The organism is Peptoanaerobacter stomatis (genome assembly GCF_000238115.1).
GTDB classification, from domain to species: Bacteria; Bacillota; Clostridia; order Peptostreptococcales; family Filifactoraceae; genus Peptoanaerobacter; species Peptoanaerobacter stomatis.
Map to the genome: position 1 here is coordinate 63,367 of NZ_JH414549.1, position 18,417 is coordinate 81,783.

Below are 18,417 nucleotides of genomic sequence, written 5' to 3' on the forward strand. Positions count from 1 at the left end.
AAATACGTTAAAGTCTGCTGAAACATATTTAACAAAAAAAATGGTTTAAATAAACACTTTATATTGCAACAATACATATTGCAACAATACCATTTCATTTCTAAAAATAGTCCCTTTTGCTTATTTAAAGTATACCATATTATTTTTATTTTATCAACATATATTTTAAAAAAAGATATTTTCAAATCATATTTTTATAAACTTGTAAAAAAATAAAATTTTCTATTATTTTATAATTTAATACTAAAACACTATTACAAAATATAAAATTTCTAATTTTTATATATTTTTCAATTCAAAAAAATATGATTTTTTAGATAATATAATTATAATACAGTTTTAATTAGTACTTAGTATTGAATATTTCAAAATTTATAGCAAAAAATAAAAACTTATAATAAATTATAAGTTTTTATTTTATATTCTATTTATCAAATATGTTTTTTCAAACTCTTGTGCATTAACCGGTCTGCCGTAATAATATCCTTGTATTTGATTACAACCGAGTTCAAGTAATATATCTCTTTGCTCTTTTTTTTCAACGCCTTCTGCTATTGTTTCCAATTTCAGACCTTTTGACATCATTATTATTGCGTTTACTATCATATATTCATTTTTGTCTGTAACTATATTATCTACAAGTTCTTTAGATATCTTTATCTTATCTACATTAAAATTCTTAATATAACTTAAAGAGGAATATCCTGTACCGAAATCATCTATGCTTATATTTATTCCCATGTGATGGAGTTTATCAAAAAGATCACATATAGATTCTCCGGCTTGCATTACACTCATTTCTGTCATTTCAAAATCCAACCAAACAGGATTTACTTGTTTTTCATCTACAAAATATTTTACTTCACTCAGGAAGTCATAATTTTTAAGGTATTTAGGCGATATGTTTATGGCTATTCTATAATTCTTATTATATTTTAAATTCCATTCTTTTATCTGCTCTGATGATTTTTTTATAGTCCACTGAACTACTTTTAATATTGAGTTGCTTTCTTCAGCTATAGGTATAAACTCTCCCGGTGAAACATTTCCTAAAACAGGGCTGTTCCATCTAAGTAATGATTCCATACCTATCAATTCACTTCCGTCTATACTGAATTGTGGTTGAAAAAACATTGTAAATTCATCATCATAGTTTATAGTTCTCAAAAGTGATTCTATAGTAATTCTCCTATTTATCTTGTCAGCCATTTCCTGATCATAAAATCTGTAGTTGTTGAATGTCTTATAATCCGCTTTAGCTTCTTTTGAGGCATATTCCGCATTTTTTAATAATTCGGAATACTCTTCCATATTGCTGTCATACTTGCAGCAACCTATCGCTATATCAATATTTATAAAATCCGTATCTATATATATCACATCAGTTAATTCCAATGTTATGTTTTGTGCTATATCTACTAATTGAGCCGTACTTTTATTATCTTGTATTAATACTGCAAATTCATTGGAGTCAGTTCTGAATACTTTTTCTCCTTTAAATATATTTTTCAGCCTTCGAGATACTTCCTTTAAAACCATATCTCCTGTTTTATGTCCGGATGTGTTGTTAATAACTTTAAAATGCAATATATCTATAATAAAAATTATTACATTCTCAGTTTTGTATTCATCATATGAATCCAATATATCCATAAGATATTTTCTTGAACCGAGCATTGTTAAAGAATCTGTATTTATTATTTTTAAAAATTCCCTATTTTTTTCTTCCAATTCTTTAGTTCTCTCATACACTCTCTTTTCAAGTTCATAATTTATCTGTAATTGAGATTCCAATAACACTTTATTTTCTTTAAGACTTGTATAATATAGCGTTATAAGCAAATATAATATCATCGCTAAAAATGCTATTAAAATTTGTGAACTTGAAATTGCCTTAAGACTGTATAAAATAACATCCGCTATCATAATAACAAACAATATCAAAGTCACTATATATCCACTTGATTTATTTGGAGTATATTTTTCAATTTCATCTTTATAATCAGAGGAAATATTTCTGTTTATATCTCTCTTATACATACATATGGCTATTACTATAATATTTACAGGTATTGCATACAATGAATCCAATAATACAGTAGAGCTGTAGGATATAGCGGAAACTTGATAAGTATATACCGAATCTACTATGGAAAATATAATAAATGAAACTACAACGGCAGTCATAAAATTAGAAAATGCTATCTTTTGTGAATTGGAGGATAACAGCATTATAAGAGCAAGTAATAATATTGATAATGTTACAGATGTAAAAATTATGTTTAAATCTCCAAGTGACAGTAATATCCTCGGAAACATAATACTTATTATGCCTCTTAACATATAGTATGAACATATAAAAAGTACTATAAAGTTCATAAAAGATTGTTTTTTATCTACATAAGACCATTCCGATTTTATTATCAAAAAGCACACGGTTACAATAACAAAAGGTATTATCAAGTATATTGTATCAACTGCACTTTTCACAAAAACATATGGAAAGAATTTAAATCTAAGCGTAACATATCCTATATCAGTGACGAATACAAGAAATACAAATGCTCCTATTAAAAAATATATTAAATTATTTCTTTCCTTACCATTTTTTAAATTTAAAAAAATAAATATGCTTACTGCTAAGCTATTTACAGATTTTGCTATATCAATCGCATAATTAAACCTGTGAAAAGATGCTGTTTGATATAAAACAAAACTTATGGCAATTATAAAAAGAATAATTTTTTTTATTTTATAACCCATACTATCCCTTTCATTATTAATGTATTAAACTCTATTTAACCTGCAATTTACAAATCTTTCAACTAACCAAGATATATGACCGACATAATCTGTACTGCAACCGTAATTCCTGAAAATCTTAGTATCACAAATCCGGTGCCTTTCCTTGCAATAAATTTTGAAGTGATATATTTATAACTTTAAAAAATCCTTATATGAAACTAACGTTCACTTCCGAATACAGCCTATATTAATTTACAATAATTATTATATTGTTTTTCACAAATTTTGCAATAGATTTATTTATTTTTTTGCAATAAAAAAAGTATAATAGAATTATTTTTATAGGCATATGTTCTTATAAATCATATAAAAACTCTATATTATAAATTTATAAGACTTTATTTATTAATATTTTTCATGCAAATTAAAATATATATTATTTATAAATAATAAAAATATTCATTTTTCAATATATTGATATAAGTTTTAAAAAATTCCTATTATTTTTTGAACACTTATACTCATTATTATAATTGCTCCCCAACAGCAACAACCTAATAACACAGGCTTTGCACCTGATTTTATAAGTTTTACTATATCTGTATTAAGTCCTATAGCAGACATTGCCATAACTATAAAAAATTTGCTCAATTTTTTTAGCAATGTGGAAAAACTCATGAACATACACTGCCATATCCTGATTTATTACATTATTTCCTATCAAAACCTCTGCTAAAGTTGTAACAAACGAACAAATAACAAAATATAATATGAACATAGGAAATATCTTCTTTATATCTATAGAAGCATTTGTATTCGCATTTTTTTTTGCTCTATATACTGCAAGTGTAAGTGTTATAGGTATTATAGCTAAAGTTCTTGTAAGCTTAACTATAGTCGCTTTATCCAATACCAATGAACCTGTATTATGTATACTGTCCCAAGCCGATGCGGTAGCTGTTACGGAAGATGTATCATTCACGGCAGTACCCGCAAAAAGCGCAAATCCGTCATTAGAAAATCCCAACATCATTCCTATTGTAGGAAAAATAATTGCAGCTATCAAATTGAACAAGAATATTACTGATATTGCCTGTGCAATTTCACTATCATCAGCATCTATCACCGGAGCAGTAGCTGCTATTGCAGAACCTCCGCATATAGATGAACCCACACCTATAAGTGTGGCTATCTTGGTATCTATTTTGAATAATTTTGACATAAAATACGCAACTATAAGCGATGTAAGTATAGTAGATAATATTATAGGTAATGAGATAGCTCCTACAGATAAAACCGTCTTCAAATTAAGCCCGAAACCCAACAATATAACCGCATATTGTAATACTTTTTTAGATGTAAAAGCAATTCCTGCTGAAAAATCGCCTTTATCTTTAAAAAACATACCTATAATCATACCGAACAGTATTGCAAATACAGGTGCACCTATTACAGGTTTAATATTACCGAGCAGCCATGCTGGAACAGCTATCAATATGCACATTACAATACCTTTAATATTTTTACTCATCTTACTCACTCCTTTTAAAATACGGATTAAATAAAGCTTATTTTTCAATAAAATATTGACTCATAAAAAATTACACACATACTGTCTCGTCAAATAGTAAATATGGTAAAGCAATTATAATAAATATATTATTAAACTTATTATATTTTTAATATAAAACAACCATAAAAATTAAAAATTTTTATGACTTTATATACTTATATATTAGTATTTTAAGTTTCTCATCGTTATTGAGCTTTAAATAAAAACAGAAATCTGAAATTGCAAATTAAATTATACTACCTAATAATTATTTTTTCAACAAAAAATCAGTACTTAAATAATAAAGCACTGATTTCTTAATTAACTGTATTATATAATTCTATAATATCTTTAAGTAAAATTTTTACCAAAATTTTACTTTTTCTTTTTATTTGTATAAAATGTGTCTTCCATAGGTAATTTAGGTCTTAACTTATGATCTCTCGCATAATATGCTCCTTGAACTGCCGGTGCAGTAGGTATTGTGGCTATTTCTCCTATTCCCTTTGAGCCGTATGAAACCCCGAGCAATTCGTCTTTTTCTACATATATAGCATTTATTTTCGGAATATCTATTGATTTCATAAGACCTAATGTACCAAATTTTGATTTAGGAACACAGTCTTGAAGTTTAAAATCTTCTGTAAGTGCGTATCCGAGCGACATAAGCACTCCACCTTCAATTTGTCCTTGTATAGATATAGGATTTACAACTTTCCCTGAATCATGTGCAGCATAAACTTCTTTTACCTTGCCATCATCATCCAATATAACAACATGAGTAGCATAACCGTAAGCAACGTGTGATTTCGGATTAGGTACATCTGCTCCTAATTTATCTGTAGGTTCAAAATACTCGTCATAATATTCTTTTCCATCAAGTTTACTTAAATCACCATCTACCTTATCGAGATCATTTTTAAGTAATACTGATACACGTCTTACAGCCTCTCCACTTATGAGTGTTTGTCTTGATCCTGATGTAGTGCCTGAATCAGGTGCAAGTTCAGAGTTACAACCCATATTTTTAAATTTGGATTTAGGCATATTTAAAGTTTCTGCAGCCATTTGTATAAAAATCGTAGCACAACCTTGTCCTATCTCAGAACCTCCACAATAAATTTCAATAATTCCGTCATTTACTATTAATTTTGCACGTCCTGTGTCAGGAAGTCCAACTCCGACACCTGCATTTTTCATAGCACAAGCTATACCTGCATTCGGATAATTCTTTTCATACACATCTTTTACCGCATCAAGTGTTTCTTTAAGCGCTGTTGAACAATCCGCTATCTGTCCGTTAGGAAGTACTTTTCCAGGCTCTATAGCATTTCTATATCTTATCTCCCATGGAGATATTCCTACCATTTCTGCGAGTATATTTATATTTGACTCCAATGCAAACTCACTTTGGCATACACCAAAACCTCTAAAAGCTCCGGCAGGAGGATTATTTGTATAATATCCGTATCCTCTTATATCCGTATTTTGATAACAATAAGGACCTACTGAATGCGTGCAGGCACGTTCCAATACAGGTCCGCATAATGAAGCATATGCACCTGTATCAAAATATATATCACAATCAAGTCCTGTAAATATACCATTTTCGTCACAAGCAAGAGTAAATGTTCCATGCATTGCATGACGTTTTGGATGAAATGCCAATGATTCATCTCTTGTAAGCTTGGCTTTTACAGTTCTTTGCAATTTCACTGCACAAAGAGCAGCTATATGCTGAACTGACATATCTTCTTTTCCGCCAAATCCACCACCTACAAGTTTATTTTCTACAACTATTCTTTCTTTATCCCAACCTAACATTATAGATACTTCTTTTCTTGTATCAAAAACACTTTGATCTGAACTGTATATCTTTACACCATCTTTGTAAGGAAAAGCTATAGCACATTCCGGTTCTAAAAACGCATGTTCCGTAAAAGGTGTATCATAAGTACGAGTAACTACATATTTAGAATTTGCAATAGCTTCTTTAGCGTTACCTCTCGTAACGTGTCTGCTTTGGCACAGATTACCGTTAGGATGTAACTTAGGTGCATCTTCCTTCATAGCTTCATCTATATTTCTTACAGGTTCTAAAACTTCATATTCAATTTTTACAAGAGGTTTTGCTTTTTTAAGGATTTCTTCACTTTCTGCAACAACCAAACATATGGCATCTCCCATACATCTCGTAATATCACCTTTTGCAATCATTACATCCCAATCTTGCTGTATGTGCCCTACTTTATTATTCGGTACATCTTCTGCTGTTAATACTGCGACTACTCCATCTAATTTGAGTGCTTCAGAAAAATCTATATCTATAATCTTCGCTCTCGGATATTTTGTTCTTACAGCTGAAACGTGTAACATATCATCGATTTCAACATCATCTACATATTCTCCATATCCAAGAACTTTTTCACGCACATCAATTCTGAAAGCACTATCTCCTACACCATATTTATGCCCTTTTTCAAGTTCTTCATCTATACTGCTTTCCCCTCTTAGGATTTTTGCAACTAATTGTATGCCTTCTATTATTTTTTTATAACCTGTACATCTGCATATATTATTTTTTAATGCCTCTTTTATCTCATCTTCATTAGGATCCGGATTGGTATCAATCAAGGCTTTTCCTGATATAACCATTCCAGGTATACAAAATCCGCATTGTACAGCTCCCTTTGCACCAAAAGCATATACAAACGCTTCTTTTTCTCTGTCACTAAGACCTTCAACTGTTATAATATTTTTCCCTACCGCTCGTTTAGTTGTCAGTATACAGGCTCTTGTAGCCTTTCCGTCTACTATTATTGTACAAGTTCCACAAGCACCTTGACTACATCCGTCTTTTACTGATTTAAGCTTCATATCATCTCTAAGAAATCTTAAAAGCGACTTGTCTTTATCAGTCTCAATCACATTACCATTAACCGTAAAACTATAAGTTTCAGGCATAATTATCTCCCCTTTTATTATCTCCCAATAATATTATTATTTTCATACAATCACATAATAATATATAAATTTTTTGTGTAAGTTCAAAAATATATCTACTAAAAAAACATAATAAATATTCGCCTAAAATAAATTCAAAATATAAACTGATAAAACTCCCGCTTAATCATTTATACAAAAAATAATATCTTAAATTTATTCACACCCATAAAGACAAATAATATTGTTTTTTATGTAAACTTTGTATACACAAGTTTTTATATGATATAATAAATTTGCAATTGTTTAATATATATTAACATAAAATTTTAAAAAAATAAATAACGATTTTTTGTTTTCAAGCCCTTATATCAAGCCGTTATAAATATTTTATTCATTTTTTTATCATTACGATAAATTATAAAAAATAAGTATAATATATTTTATAAAATTATTCATTAAATTTTCAAATAAAAAATTTAAAATAACATATAAAAAAATTTTTTAATAAAAAAATAGACTGTTTCAACACATATACAAATTTTAAAAAAAGTCAATAATTGATTTTTAAAAAATTTGTAGTAAAATATTATAACACACAATATATAGTGTCAGAATATTAATTTTTAACAAAATATTGTGTATTGAAAAGTGTTTTATATAATTACTTATAAACTATTGCTACATTTTACACTTTTATTTACTTATGAAAAAAGATTTTAAAATATTTTTTATTTTTGTAAAATTGATATATTTTATGAGATTTTGCAACTTCCGATAAATAAATTCTTAAAATATATTGATTTCACAATCGACTTGGTAATACGGCAAAATTAGATACATTATCAATACTGACATACTTTCTATGAAATTAGTTTAGAGAATTGTAATTTAAAAAATATATTTGATGTTTTTATTATTTTTTAATATAGATTTACTTCGATAAAAAACAGATAGGGGATTAAAATGCAAATTAAAGTTATAAAAAGAAATGGCAAAGAAGTAGATTTTGATAAGCAAAGAATAGTCAGAGCCATTGAAAAAGCTATGAAATATGGTAGCGGTATCTACTCATATCAAATTGCAGTAGATGTTGCAAAAGAAATATATAGTGAATGTGTAAACGAGAATATAACGAAAATTTCTATATTTACAATAGAAGACAAAGTTTTCAACAAACTTATAGCTCACGGTCAAAATACAACAGCACAGGTATATGAAGCTTATAAGGCTGTAAGAAAATATCAAAGAGAAAATAATACTACAGATGAAAATATAATGACTCTTATAGATAGAACAAATGAGCAAGTAATAAATGAAAATTCCAATAAAGATGCTATCCTCAACTCTACTCAAAGGGATTTGTTGGCAGGTGAGATATCAAAAGATATTGCAATGAGAAAATTAATCCCTGCTCATCTTGTACAAGCTCATAAAAACGCAAGCATTCATATACATGACATGGATTATATCCTTCAGCCAATGACAAATTGTTGCCTTATAAACATAGGTGATATGTTTGAAAATGGAACTGTTATAAATAAAAAACAAATCAAAAAGCCACGCTCTTTTCAGGTAGCTTGTACAGTTTTGACACAGATAATCGCACAGGTTGCAAGTAATCAGTATGGTGGTCAGTCAGTAGATTTAAAGCATTTAGCCCAATTTTTACCTATTTCATACCAAAAATACTACAACAGCATAATAGATGATGTAAAAGATGAAGAAACTGCAAAAAAAATAGCTTCCAAACTCACAAAAAAAGAACTTCAATCAGGAATCCAAACTATACAATATCAGGTAAATACACTACTTACTACAAACGGTCAAGCCCCTTTTGTAACCATGTTTATGGATATAAAGGAAGGTATGTCATATGAAGATGAAATGGCAATGATAATAGAAGAAGTTTTGAATCAAAGGATAGAAGGAATCGAAAATGCAGTCGGAGTAAAAATAACTCCATCTTTTCCAAAGCTTGTATACGTTCTGAATGAAAGCACAACAAAAGGCGGAAAATACTATTATCTTACTAAATTAGCCGCAAAATGTACAGCTAAAAGAATGTATCCTGACTATATAAGCGAGAAGAAAATGTCGGAGATATATGAAGGCAATACATTTTCTCCTATGGGTTGCAGAAGTTTTTTTGCCTGCTTACAAAGATGAAAATGGCGAATACAAATTTGAAGGCAGATTGAATATAGGAGTACAAACACTTAACTTACCACAAGTAGCTATACTTGCAAACAAAGATAAAAATCTATTTTACAACATACTCGAAGAAAGACTTAATTTAATAAAAGAAATGGGACTTCTAAGATACAATCTGCTAAAAAATCAGCCGTCAGATGTATCACCTATACATTGGCAATATGGTGCAATAGCAAGATTGGAGCAAGGCGAGAAAATAGGAAAATTGTTTTTAGACGGTTATGCTACAATATCTGTCGGATATATAGGTTTACATGAAGCTGTATATGCTATGTTAGACGACTCTATAACAACAGATGAAGGACATCAATTTGCACTTGATATACTTAATTTTATGAAGAGCAGAGCGGATAAATGGAAGTTTGAAACAAGATTGGCATTTACATTATATGGCACACCAAGCGAATCTACTGCCGGTAGACTTTGTGAAATAGATGCAGAGAACTTCGGAATAATAGAAGGTGTTACAGATAAAGGTTATTACACTAATTCATATCACGTAACACCGTCAGAAGAGATAGACGCATTTAATAAGTTAAAATTGGAAGCAGATTTTCAAAAAATATCAACAGGCGGTTGCATATCATATATAGAAATACCTAATATGACAAACAATATAGAAGCTATAGAATCAGTAATAGATTTTATGTACAACAATATAACTTATGCAGAATTTAACACAAAGTCCGACTACTGTCAAGTATGCGGCTATGATGGCGAAATTATAGTAAATGATGATTTAGAATGGGAATGCCCACAATGTCACAATAAAGATATGCAAAAGATGAATGTAGTAAGACGTACTTGCGGATACTTGGGAGAAAATTACTGGTCAAAAGGAAGAACAAAAGATATAAAAGACAGAGTAATGCATTTATAATTGTTTATACCCAATCTGATTCATTACAGATAATATAATAAATATCTTCAAATATTTGTAAATAGCTTATTTATATTAAATTCAGCATTAAAATTAAAGGGGTACAAAATTAAACGTACTCCTTTAATTTTTTATTAATATATCTTAAAAATGGACATTTATAAAAAAAGTGCCTAAAGCAAAATATATTTGAGCATTATATTAAAAATATCTGTATTTCATTGGATAATAGTATAATCATATCTTATACTAAACACTAATTAAAAATACATCACAATTATATGCTTGAAAATTTATATTTTTTTAAAACAACAAATTATCTAAATTTTATAATTTGTAATAGAGTTTAGTATGAATAAAAAACTTTTCAATTTTTCAGTATCTAACTTAGATTTCAGCATAAATTTATAAAAAGTAGGAATTGTTATGAAATATGCACAAATAAGACATTATGATATATCAAACGGCACCGGAATAAGAACAAGCATCTTTTTTTCCGGTTGTACACATAATTGTTATAATTGCTTTAACAAAGAATACCAAGATTTTTCATACGGAAAAGAATTTACACAAAAAGAGATTGATTTAATAATAAAATATATAAAAGAAGATGAAGTTTCCGGTATCACCCTGCTCGGAGGAGAACCTCTTCAACAAAATATAGACGAGATGTGTAACTTTTTATCTCAAGTAAGAAAAGCCTCTGATGATGTAAACAAAAAAATATGGATATATTCAGGTTATACATATGAAGAAATTTTAGAAGACTCAGAAAAAACAAAAATTATATCATATTGCGACATACTTGTAGACGGAAAATATGTAGAAGAGTTAAAAAATCTCAGATTAAAATTCAGAGGAAGTTCCAATCAAAGAATCATAGATATTCGACAATCATTAAAAACTGGTAAAATTATAAATATATCAGACTATATATAATCTAAAAAATGCAAATATTACTAATACAACTCCTAAACTATATTTTCAAAATTCAAGTATATAGGAGAGTCTTATAAAATTTCTAAACAAAATTAACATAAAACAATATTTTTAAAATATAGTCAAAAATACTTGTTGTAATTTATATAAAAGTGTATAATAAGTTGTTGTTTTTATATACCCTTTATAATTTTATACTAAAAACTAATAGAATAATGGATATTTCTATTTTTAAGAATTTATTAGATAAGTAAAATTAAGTATAATTAGAATAAATAAATTATATAAATGTATCTGTTAATTAAACATATATTAGTATTAACTTTTCTTTAATGATAAAAAATAACAAAACTAATAAAAACAATTTAAATAAAATAGATTTTTTGATTGGGAGATTTTTTTATGCAAAACAAAAAAATGGATTTAAAACAAACTCAAATAGCCATAAAAACTGTTAAAGACTATTTTCAAAATAATTTATCTAAAGCACTTAACCTTACAAGAGTCTCTGCTCCTCTTTTTGTAAGACCTGAAACAGGTCTTAACGATAATCTTAGCGGAATTGAAAAACCTGTATCATTTGATTTAGGAGATTCCAATATACATTTGGAAATAGTTCAATCTCTTGCAAAATGGAAAAGATTTGCTCTTCTTAGATATGGCTTTAAACTTAATGAAGGATTATACACAGATATGAATGCCATAAGAGCTGACGAAAAATTGGATGAAGTTCATTCAATATATGTAGATCAATGGGATTGGGAAAAAATCATAAGCGCAGAAAATCGCAATGAAGAATATTTATATTCTATAGTGAATAAAATATATGATGTATTTAAAAATACAGAAAAAATGATTAATGAAAAATATGAAGGTTATTTCTCTCAAAAATTACCAGATGAAATATATTTTATAAAGTCACAAGAGTTACTTGATATGTACCCTGATTTAAATTCAAAAGAAAGAGAAAAGGCAATCTGTAAAGAAAAAAAAGCTGTATTTATACAAGGTATAGGGGGCAAACTTTCAAATGGTGCTTCCCACGACGACAGAAGTCCTGATTATGATGACTGGTCATTAAACGGAGATATACTCTTTTGGAATCCTGTAATGAATGATGCCATCGAACTTTCAAGTATGGGTATAAGAGTGAATAAAAATTCATTGTTAAATCAATTAAAAATTTCCGGCAAGGAAGATAGACTTGAACAAAGTTACCATAAAGATCTTATAGGCGAAAAGCTTCCTCTTACAATCGGAGGTGGCATAGGTCAGTCAAGAATATGTATGTATATGTTGGAAAAGAGGCATATAGGTGAAGTTCAATCATCTGTATGGGATGAAAAAAATATTAAAAAATGTGAAGAATTAGGAATAGAATTATTATAATATAAAAAAAGGATATATTTTAACTTTTAAAGTTGTATATCCTTTTTTCAATACCTCTTATAATATTTTTCAATCATTTCTATATGTTGTGTCATAACTTTTCTTGCCATCTTCTCATTGTTTTCTTGTATGGCTGATATTATATCCTCGTGATGTTTTGTTATCATAGGTCTGTTTTCTCCGGCAATTATATTTTCTCTGGTAATCAAGATAAATGATGTCATTATATGGTTTATTCCTCTTAACAGATTTATAAAAAATATATTTTTAGATATCCTGGCAATTTCATAGTGAAATTGCCTGTCATACTCTGCACTTTCTGCCGGATTTTTTCCGTTTTCAATTTTGTCAAAGAGTTTTTTTAATCTTGAAATATCGGATTCATTCGCCTTTTTAGCGGCTAATGATACAGTTTCTATTTCTATAGCTCGCCTTAATTGCACTACCTGCTCATAGCTGTGTCCGCTTAGGGAAAATAAAAGTTCTATTGATTCCGACAAATTATCTTCTATGTTGTCATTTACATAACTGCCGTCTCCCCATATGGTTTTAATTACCCCTATCATCTCCAGAGATCTTAACGCTTCTCTTACGGACGCCCTTGAGGCTCCTGTTTTTTCTGCTATTTCTCTTTCTGAAGGCAATCTGTCTCCCGGTCTTAATTCTTTATTCATTATATTTGTCTTTATCTGCTCCATTATCTTGTTAGGAATATTTATATTTTTTATAGGTTTCATTATCATGATTTACACCCTCACAGTATAAGCTTACACAGATACTAATAACCTGTAAAATAACGGATATTTTTAAATTTATAATCATTAAAAAAACTAATTATTATTTTTTAAATACCTGTTAATCAAATAGGTGTTAGTATAATCTATTTAATTCGGTTAATTGTATTTATAATTAAAGGCTATTAAAAAGGTTTCTCTTAATCATACATGAAAAAATTTTATATTTCAACATATAAATTCAAATTATACAAGAATGATATTTTCAACAGTTGAAAAACAGTCCGCCTTTTAAATAGCCTTTAATTTAATATTCTTTACATTTTTTATTTTGCAGATTTTGGATTTACAATCACAGATATTCCTTCAGGAATAACTGCTATTTTTGCATTTTTACCCTTTTTCTCAAGAGCTATTTCTAATGCTTCCTTGATAGTGGGTACATATTGCATATGCATATCTTCCAATATTTGTTTTGCTGATTCATCTGCTACATACAATACTTCATGTCTTGCCAATATTCTTGCCAATATTTGACTTTCCCATTGATCAGCTATTGTATCTTCCATCTTCACTTTAAGTATTGTATCTTCCACCTCTTGTGCTGATTTTGCATTTTTAAATGTTTGGTAGAAAGATTCTCCTCCATGACCATCGTTGCATTTAGATGCTTCGATTATTATTCCGTCAGGTTTTGCACACGCTTCAGCAGCAGTCATACTCTTAACTGACTGATATATATTTTGATCTAACGGATATCCTCCATTTGTAGTAATAACAATATCTGCATCAGTACCTTCTACAACTGAAAGACCTTTTACAAATGCACAGCCTTCTTCGTGTGCCTTAAACGGATCTCCTGCAAATGCTGCAATAACTTTTTTATCTGCATCTATAGCAACATTCAATATAAATGCAAGTTTAGCCTCTTTAGCTGCAAATTCCATATCTTTGTGGATTGGATTTCCATCAAGATTTCCTGTTCTTGATTTATCAGATGCTATAAACTTCGCACAGTGATTTCCAAAAACAGTCTTTTGTGATGCTATTCCAGGAAGTATTGATTTTCTTCCACCTGAAAATCCTGCAAAGAAGTGAGGCTCAATGAAACCTTCCGATACCAATAAGTCTGCCTCTACAGCTAACTTATTTATAAGCAAATCTCCTCCTGAAGGTAATTTTCCAAGATATACCATATCTTCATCATTTTGCGATTTATGAATTACAAATTTCTCATTTTTTACTATATCTTCTCCATATTTATCTATCATTTCTTCTTTTGTCGTTTCTCTATGGAATCCTGTAGCAATAAGTATAGTTATATCACAAGTTGGGTTATTTTTTCTAATCTCCTTTAAATAAAGAGGCAAAGTAACCTTACTTGGTACAGGTCTTGTATGGTCAGAAGTTATAATGACTATATTTTTCTTTCCTACAGCCAATTCTGATACCCTTTTACCGCCTATAGGATTTTCTAAAGCTTCTTGTACAAGCTCTTCTTGTGATTTGGTAGGAATATATTCTGTGGCTTTTGATTCCAATACGTCAGTAGAATCAGGCAGCTCTACCTCAATTTTTTCTTTTCCAAAAGGAAATTTTATTAACATACTGTATCTCTCCTTTAAACTAAGGATATTACCTAAAAAATTATCTCAATTATTAATAATATAATTAATGCTGAAAATTTATTTTACTTTTTTTATTTCTTCCATAAAAAGCGGTATTACTGCCATAGCATCGCCTACTATACCTACATCTGCAACTTCAAATATAGGTGCATCTTCATCTTTATTAATTGCTACTATATAGTCTGAACCTAATATTCCTGATAAGTGTTGCACTGCTCCTGATACACCGCAACCTATATAAAGTTTAGGTGCAACTATTTTTCCTGATTGTCCAACTTGTTGTGTTCTTGCAACTAATCCGCTTTCAGTTACAGGTCTTGTAGCTCCTATTGCTCCGCCTAATTGTTTTGCTAAGTCTTCTACTAATTTATATCCTTCAGGTGTACCCATACCTCTACCACAAGCCACAATTATCTCAGCTTCTTCAAGATTTACACTCTCAGATATTTCAGTTACGCTTTCTTTTATTATTGTCAATAAATCTTTTATTTGTTCACTACAATCCTCTTTTATAATTTCCACATTATCAACCGGCGATAATACTTTTTTAAACGCCCCGCTACTAAGAAGGGCAAATTTTGTAGTATCTGAATTTATAGAAGCATCTCTTAAAACCGCTCCACCATATAAAGCTATAGTAAATTCAAAATCATCTTGCATTTTTATATCAGATACATTGGATAAACTTACCATATCCAGCTTTGAAGATGCATATGCAGTTACATCTTTTGCAACCGGTGTAGTTCCTGCTAAAAACAATTTTGGAGAATATTCTTTAACCAATTTAGTTACAATTTCTCCATATGATTTTATATTGTATTGCTCAACATCCACTTCTATTATTTTATTTGCACCATAATCTTTACATATCTTTTCAATATTTTCATCAAATTTTCCTATCAAAACTGCTATGACATCAAGATTATTTTCTTTTCCAAGCACTACTCCTTTTGATAATGCTTCTAATGACGCATTTATAGGAGTATTTTCATCACATTGTATATATACCATCAAATTATTTGTATTAGACATATAAACCTCCTATAATACCTTTGCATCACTCATCAAAGAAATAGCTTGAGCTACTGCTTCTTCAGGTGTTTTACCTACAATTTTCACTCCGGCTTGTCTTTTAGGGCGTGAGTATGTTTTTTTAACAACTATCTTACTGTCATCAAGTGATATGTCTGATATTTCATCTATTACTTTTTTTCTGGCTGCCATTTTATTTTTTACAGTAGCATACCTTGGATCGTAAGGAGGTTTGCTAACTGTAACAACACATGGAGAAACGCCTTCTATCATATCATATCCCATTTCTGTTTCGTGTTTTCCTACAACTTTTCCATCTACATAGTCTATGTCAACAAGGTCTGTTATAACTCCCATATTCATAGCATTGGCAAGCATAACTCCAACTTGACCTGCTGTATAGTCTGTAGTTTCTTTACCGCAAAATATTATGTCAAATTTATTGCCTATTTTTTCTTCTATTTTCTTTATTCCTTGTGCAAGTGCATTTGCTATTGAATATGAATCTGAATCTTGATATTTATCATTTAAAATTACAGTAGCCTCATCTCCACCTACAGCCAAACCGTTTTTCAACGCATTTTTAGAAGCATCTGTACCTATAGATAAAAGCGTAATATGTGTGTCACCTATTTTTTCTTTAAGTCTTGTAGCCATTTCAAGTGCATAAGTGTCAAACGCATTTTCTACTTTTTCCACATTTTCAGGCAAGAACTTATTAGATGTCTCATCATACCCGATCTCTACAGAATCATCAAATACCTGTTTTATACAAACCAATATATTCATCTGTTCATTGTATGATACTTTGAAATACCATACTCTCCTTTCTTTTAAGTAATTATATTACATTAATTAAAAAATTGTTCCAATTATTATAATAAAACAATATCCTCTTTTTTTCAACATAAATAAACTATATATTTTTTGAGAGTGCAAATAAAAATATTTACACTCTCAAATTGTATATGCCTTAAAATCTCCATATGAATTATCTTTATTTTTCAAAAATACGTAAATTACATATATTTACAAGGGCTATTTATTTTTTAAAGCAAAGATATTCATAAGCTTATTTTAAAACATAATCAAACAAAGCCAATTTGATTAAATAGTATTTGAATTATATTTTAAAACTTTTTAAATTCCTATGCTATTATATTATTACCTACTACTATTCTTAATATTTCATTTGTTCCTTCAAATATTTGGAATATTTTTGCATCTCTTAAAAGTTTTTCTACAGGATATTCCCTTGAATAACCGTATCCGCCAAATGATTGTATAGCTTCACTTGCTACTTGCATTGCTATATCTGATGCATAGCATTTTGCTATTGCTGATTCCATGCTGAACGGCAATCCCATATCCATTTTTGTAAGCGCATGCGCTACCATTTGACGAGCTGTTTCAATTTTTATTTCCATGTCTGCAATTTTGAAATGTATAGCTTGATTTTTGATTATAGGTTTTCCAAATTGTTTTCTTTCTTTTGTGTAAGCTATTGCTTCCTCCATAGCTCTTTGAGCTATACCTGTAGCTACACAACCCATCCAAGTTCTTGCTTGATCCAATGTTTGCATTGCAATTTTAAATCCTTTGCCTTCTTGTCCTATTAAGTTTGATGCAGGTATTTTACAATCTTCAAATACTACATCACAAGTATTTGAACCTCTTATACCCATCTTATCTTCATGGTGACCTGTGCTTAATCCGGGTGTTCCTTTTTCTACCAAGAACATTGATATTCCTTTTAAGCCGGCTTCTTTGTCTGTCATAGCTGTAACACAATAAAAATCAGCCATTTCCCCATTCGTTATGAAGCATTTTCTACCGTTTAATACATAATAATCTCCGTCTTTTACTGCTGTTGTTTTTCCTGAACCTGCATCAGAACCTGCTCCCGGTTCGGTAAGTGCAAACGCAGCAAATCCGCCGTTTAATATTATATCACAAACTTTTTTCTTTTGTTCTTCGTTTCCTGCAATAAGCACAGGTTTCATTCCCAATCCGCTTGCTGATATAGTTGTTGCAAAACCTGCGTCAGCTTTTGCCATTTCTTCCATAAGTGCTGCAATATCTACTCTTGATAAACCTATTCCACCATATTCTTCCGGCACTTCAAGTGCTGTATATCCTTGTTCTATAGCCTTGTCATATATTTCCTTTGGCCATTCGCCTGTTTTATCATATTCTTTTGCTTGTTCTCTTACCTCATTATCACAGAATTTTTTAATATCTTTTAATAAGTCTTTCGCTTCATCAGAAATAATATATGCCATAATTATAACCTCCAAATTTTTACATTTACAAAATTTATACTAATATAAACAATTTTAATCAAGCTGAAAAAATTATAAT

Annotated in this window: 9 protein-coding genes and 2 pseudogenes; 3 read left to right on the top strand and 8 right to left on the bottom strand. The window is 29.3% G+C overall.

The annotated features are described in order from the left end of the window. Nucleotides 1-417 precede the first annotated feature (417 nt). From HMPREF9629_RS03890 to xdh, 3 genes and pseudogenes are all read right to left on the bottom strand, one after another. On the bottom strand, nt 418-2,763 hold the full coding sequence (locus tag HMPREF9629_RS03890; protein ID WP_009525043.1) for a putative bifunctional diguanylate cyclase/phosphodiesterase: 2,346 nt from the start codon (nt 2,761-2,763) through the stop codon (nt 418-420). Nucleotides 2,764-3,231: 468 nt separating this feature from the next. Continuing rightward, nucleotides 3,232-4,276 (bottom strand): annotated as a pseudogene (locus HMPREF9629_RS03895) (YeiH family protein). Between the two features lie 396 nt (nt 4,277-4,672). Beyond that, nucleotides 4,673-7,261 (bottom strand): selenium-dependent xanthine dehydrogenase, encoded by a 2,589-nt coding sequence (xdh, locus tag HMPREF9629_RS03900; RefSeq protein WP_009525046.1) that lies wholly within the window; start codon nt 7,259-7,261, stop codon nt 4,673-4,675. A 945-nt stretch (nt 7,262-8,206) separates the two neighbouring features. On the opposite strand from xdh, the pseudogene nrdD reads away from it, so the two are divergent. The 3 genes and pseudogenes from nrdD to asnA all read left to right on the top strand — a co-directional run bounded on the left by nrdD (nt 8,207) and on the right by asnA (nt 12,662). Continuing rightward, nucleotides 8,207-10,334 (top strand): annotated as a pseudogene (nrdD, locus tag HMPREF9629_RS12655) (anaerobic ribonucleoside-triphosphate reductase). Between the two features lie 426 nt (nt 10,335-10,760). Then, nucleotides 10,761-11,273, top strand: a complete 513-nt coding sequence (gene nrdG, locus HMPREF9629_RS03910; protein ID WP_009525049.1) for an anaerobic ribonucleoside-triphosphate reductase activating protein — start codon at nt 10,761-10,763, stop codon at nt 11,271-11,273. A gap of 402 nt (nt 11,274-11,675) precedes the next feature. Next, complete coding sequence (asnA, locus tag HMPREF9629_RS03915) at nt 11,676-12,662, top strand: aspartate--ammonia ligase (protein ID WP_009525050.1); 987 nt, start codon at nt 11,676-11,678, stop codon at nt 12,660-12,662. A gap of 47 nt (nt 12,663-12,709) precedes the next feature. Here the strand turns inward: asnA and HMPREF9629_RS03920 are convergent, their stop codons facing one another. The 5 genes from HMPREF9629_RS03920 to HMPREF9629_RS03940 all read right to left on the bottom strand — a co-directional run bounded on the left by HMPREF9629_RS03920 (nt 12,710) and on the right by HMPREF9629_RS03940 (nt 18,338). Further along, nucleotides 12,710-13,399 (bottom strand): FadR/GntR family transcriptional regulator, encoded by a 690-nt coding sequence (locus HMPREF9629_RS03920; RefSeq protein ID WP_242822008.1) that lies wholly within the window; start codon nt 13,397-13,399, stop codon nt 12,710-12,712. Between the two features lie 323 nt (nt 13,400-13,722). Next, on the bottom strand, nt 13,723-15,003 hold the full coding sequence (gene larA, locus HMPREF9629_RS03925) for a nickel-dependent lactate racemase (RefSeq protein ID WP_009525052.1): 1,281 nt from the start codon (nt 15,001-15,003) through the stop codon (nt 13,723-13,725). Between the two features lie 78 nt (nt 15,004-15,081). Next, the gene (locus HMPREF9629_RS03930; protein WP_009525053.1) at nt 15,082-16,056 is read right to left on the bottom strand and encodes an electron transfer flavoprotein subunit alpha/FixB family protein; all 975 of its coding nucleotides are present in this window, start codon (nt 16,054-16,056) and stop codon (nt 15,082-15,084) included. Nucleotides 16,057-16,065: 9 nt separating this feature from the next. Further along, nucleotides 16,066-16,845 (bottom strand): electron transfer flavoprotein subunit beta/FixA family protein, encoded by a 780-nt coding sequence (locus HMPREF9629_RS03935; RefSeq protein WP_009525054.1) that lies wholly within the window; start codon nt 16,843-16,845, stop codon nt 16,066-16,068. Between the two features lie 359 nt (nt 16,846-17,204). Beyond that, the gene (locus HMPREF9629_RS03940) at nt 17,205-18,338 is read right to left on the bottom strand and encodes an acyl-CoA dehydrogenase family protein (protein ID WP_009525055.1); all 1,134 of its coding nucleotides are present in this window, start codon (nt 18,336-18,338) and stop codon (nt 17,205-17,207) included. Between the last annotated feature and the right edge of the window lie 79 nt (nt 18,339-18,417).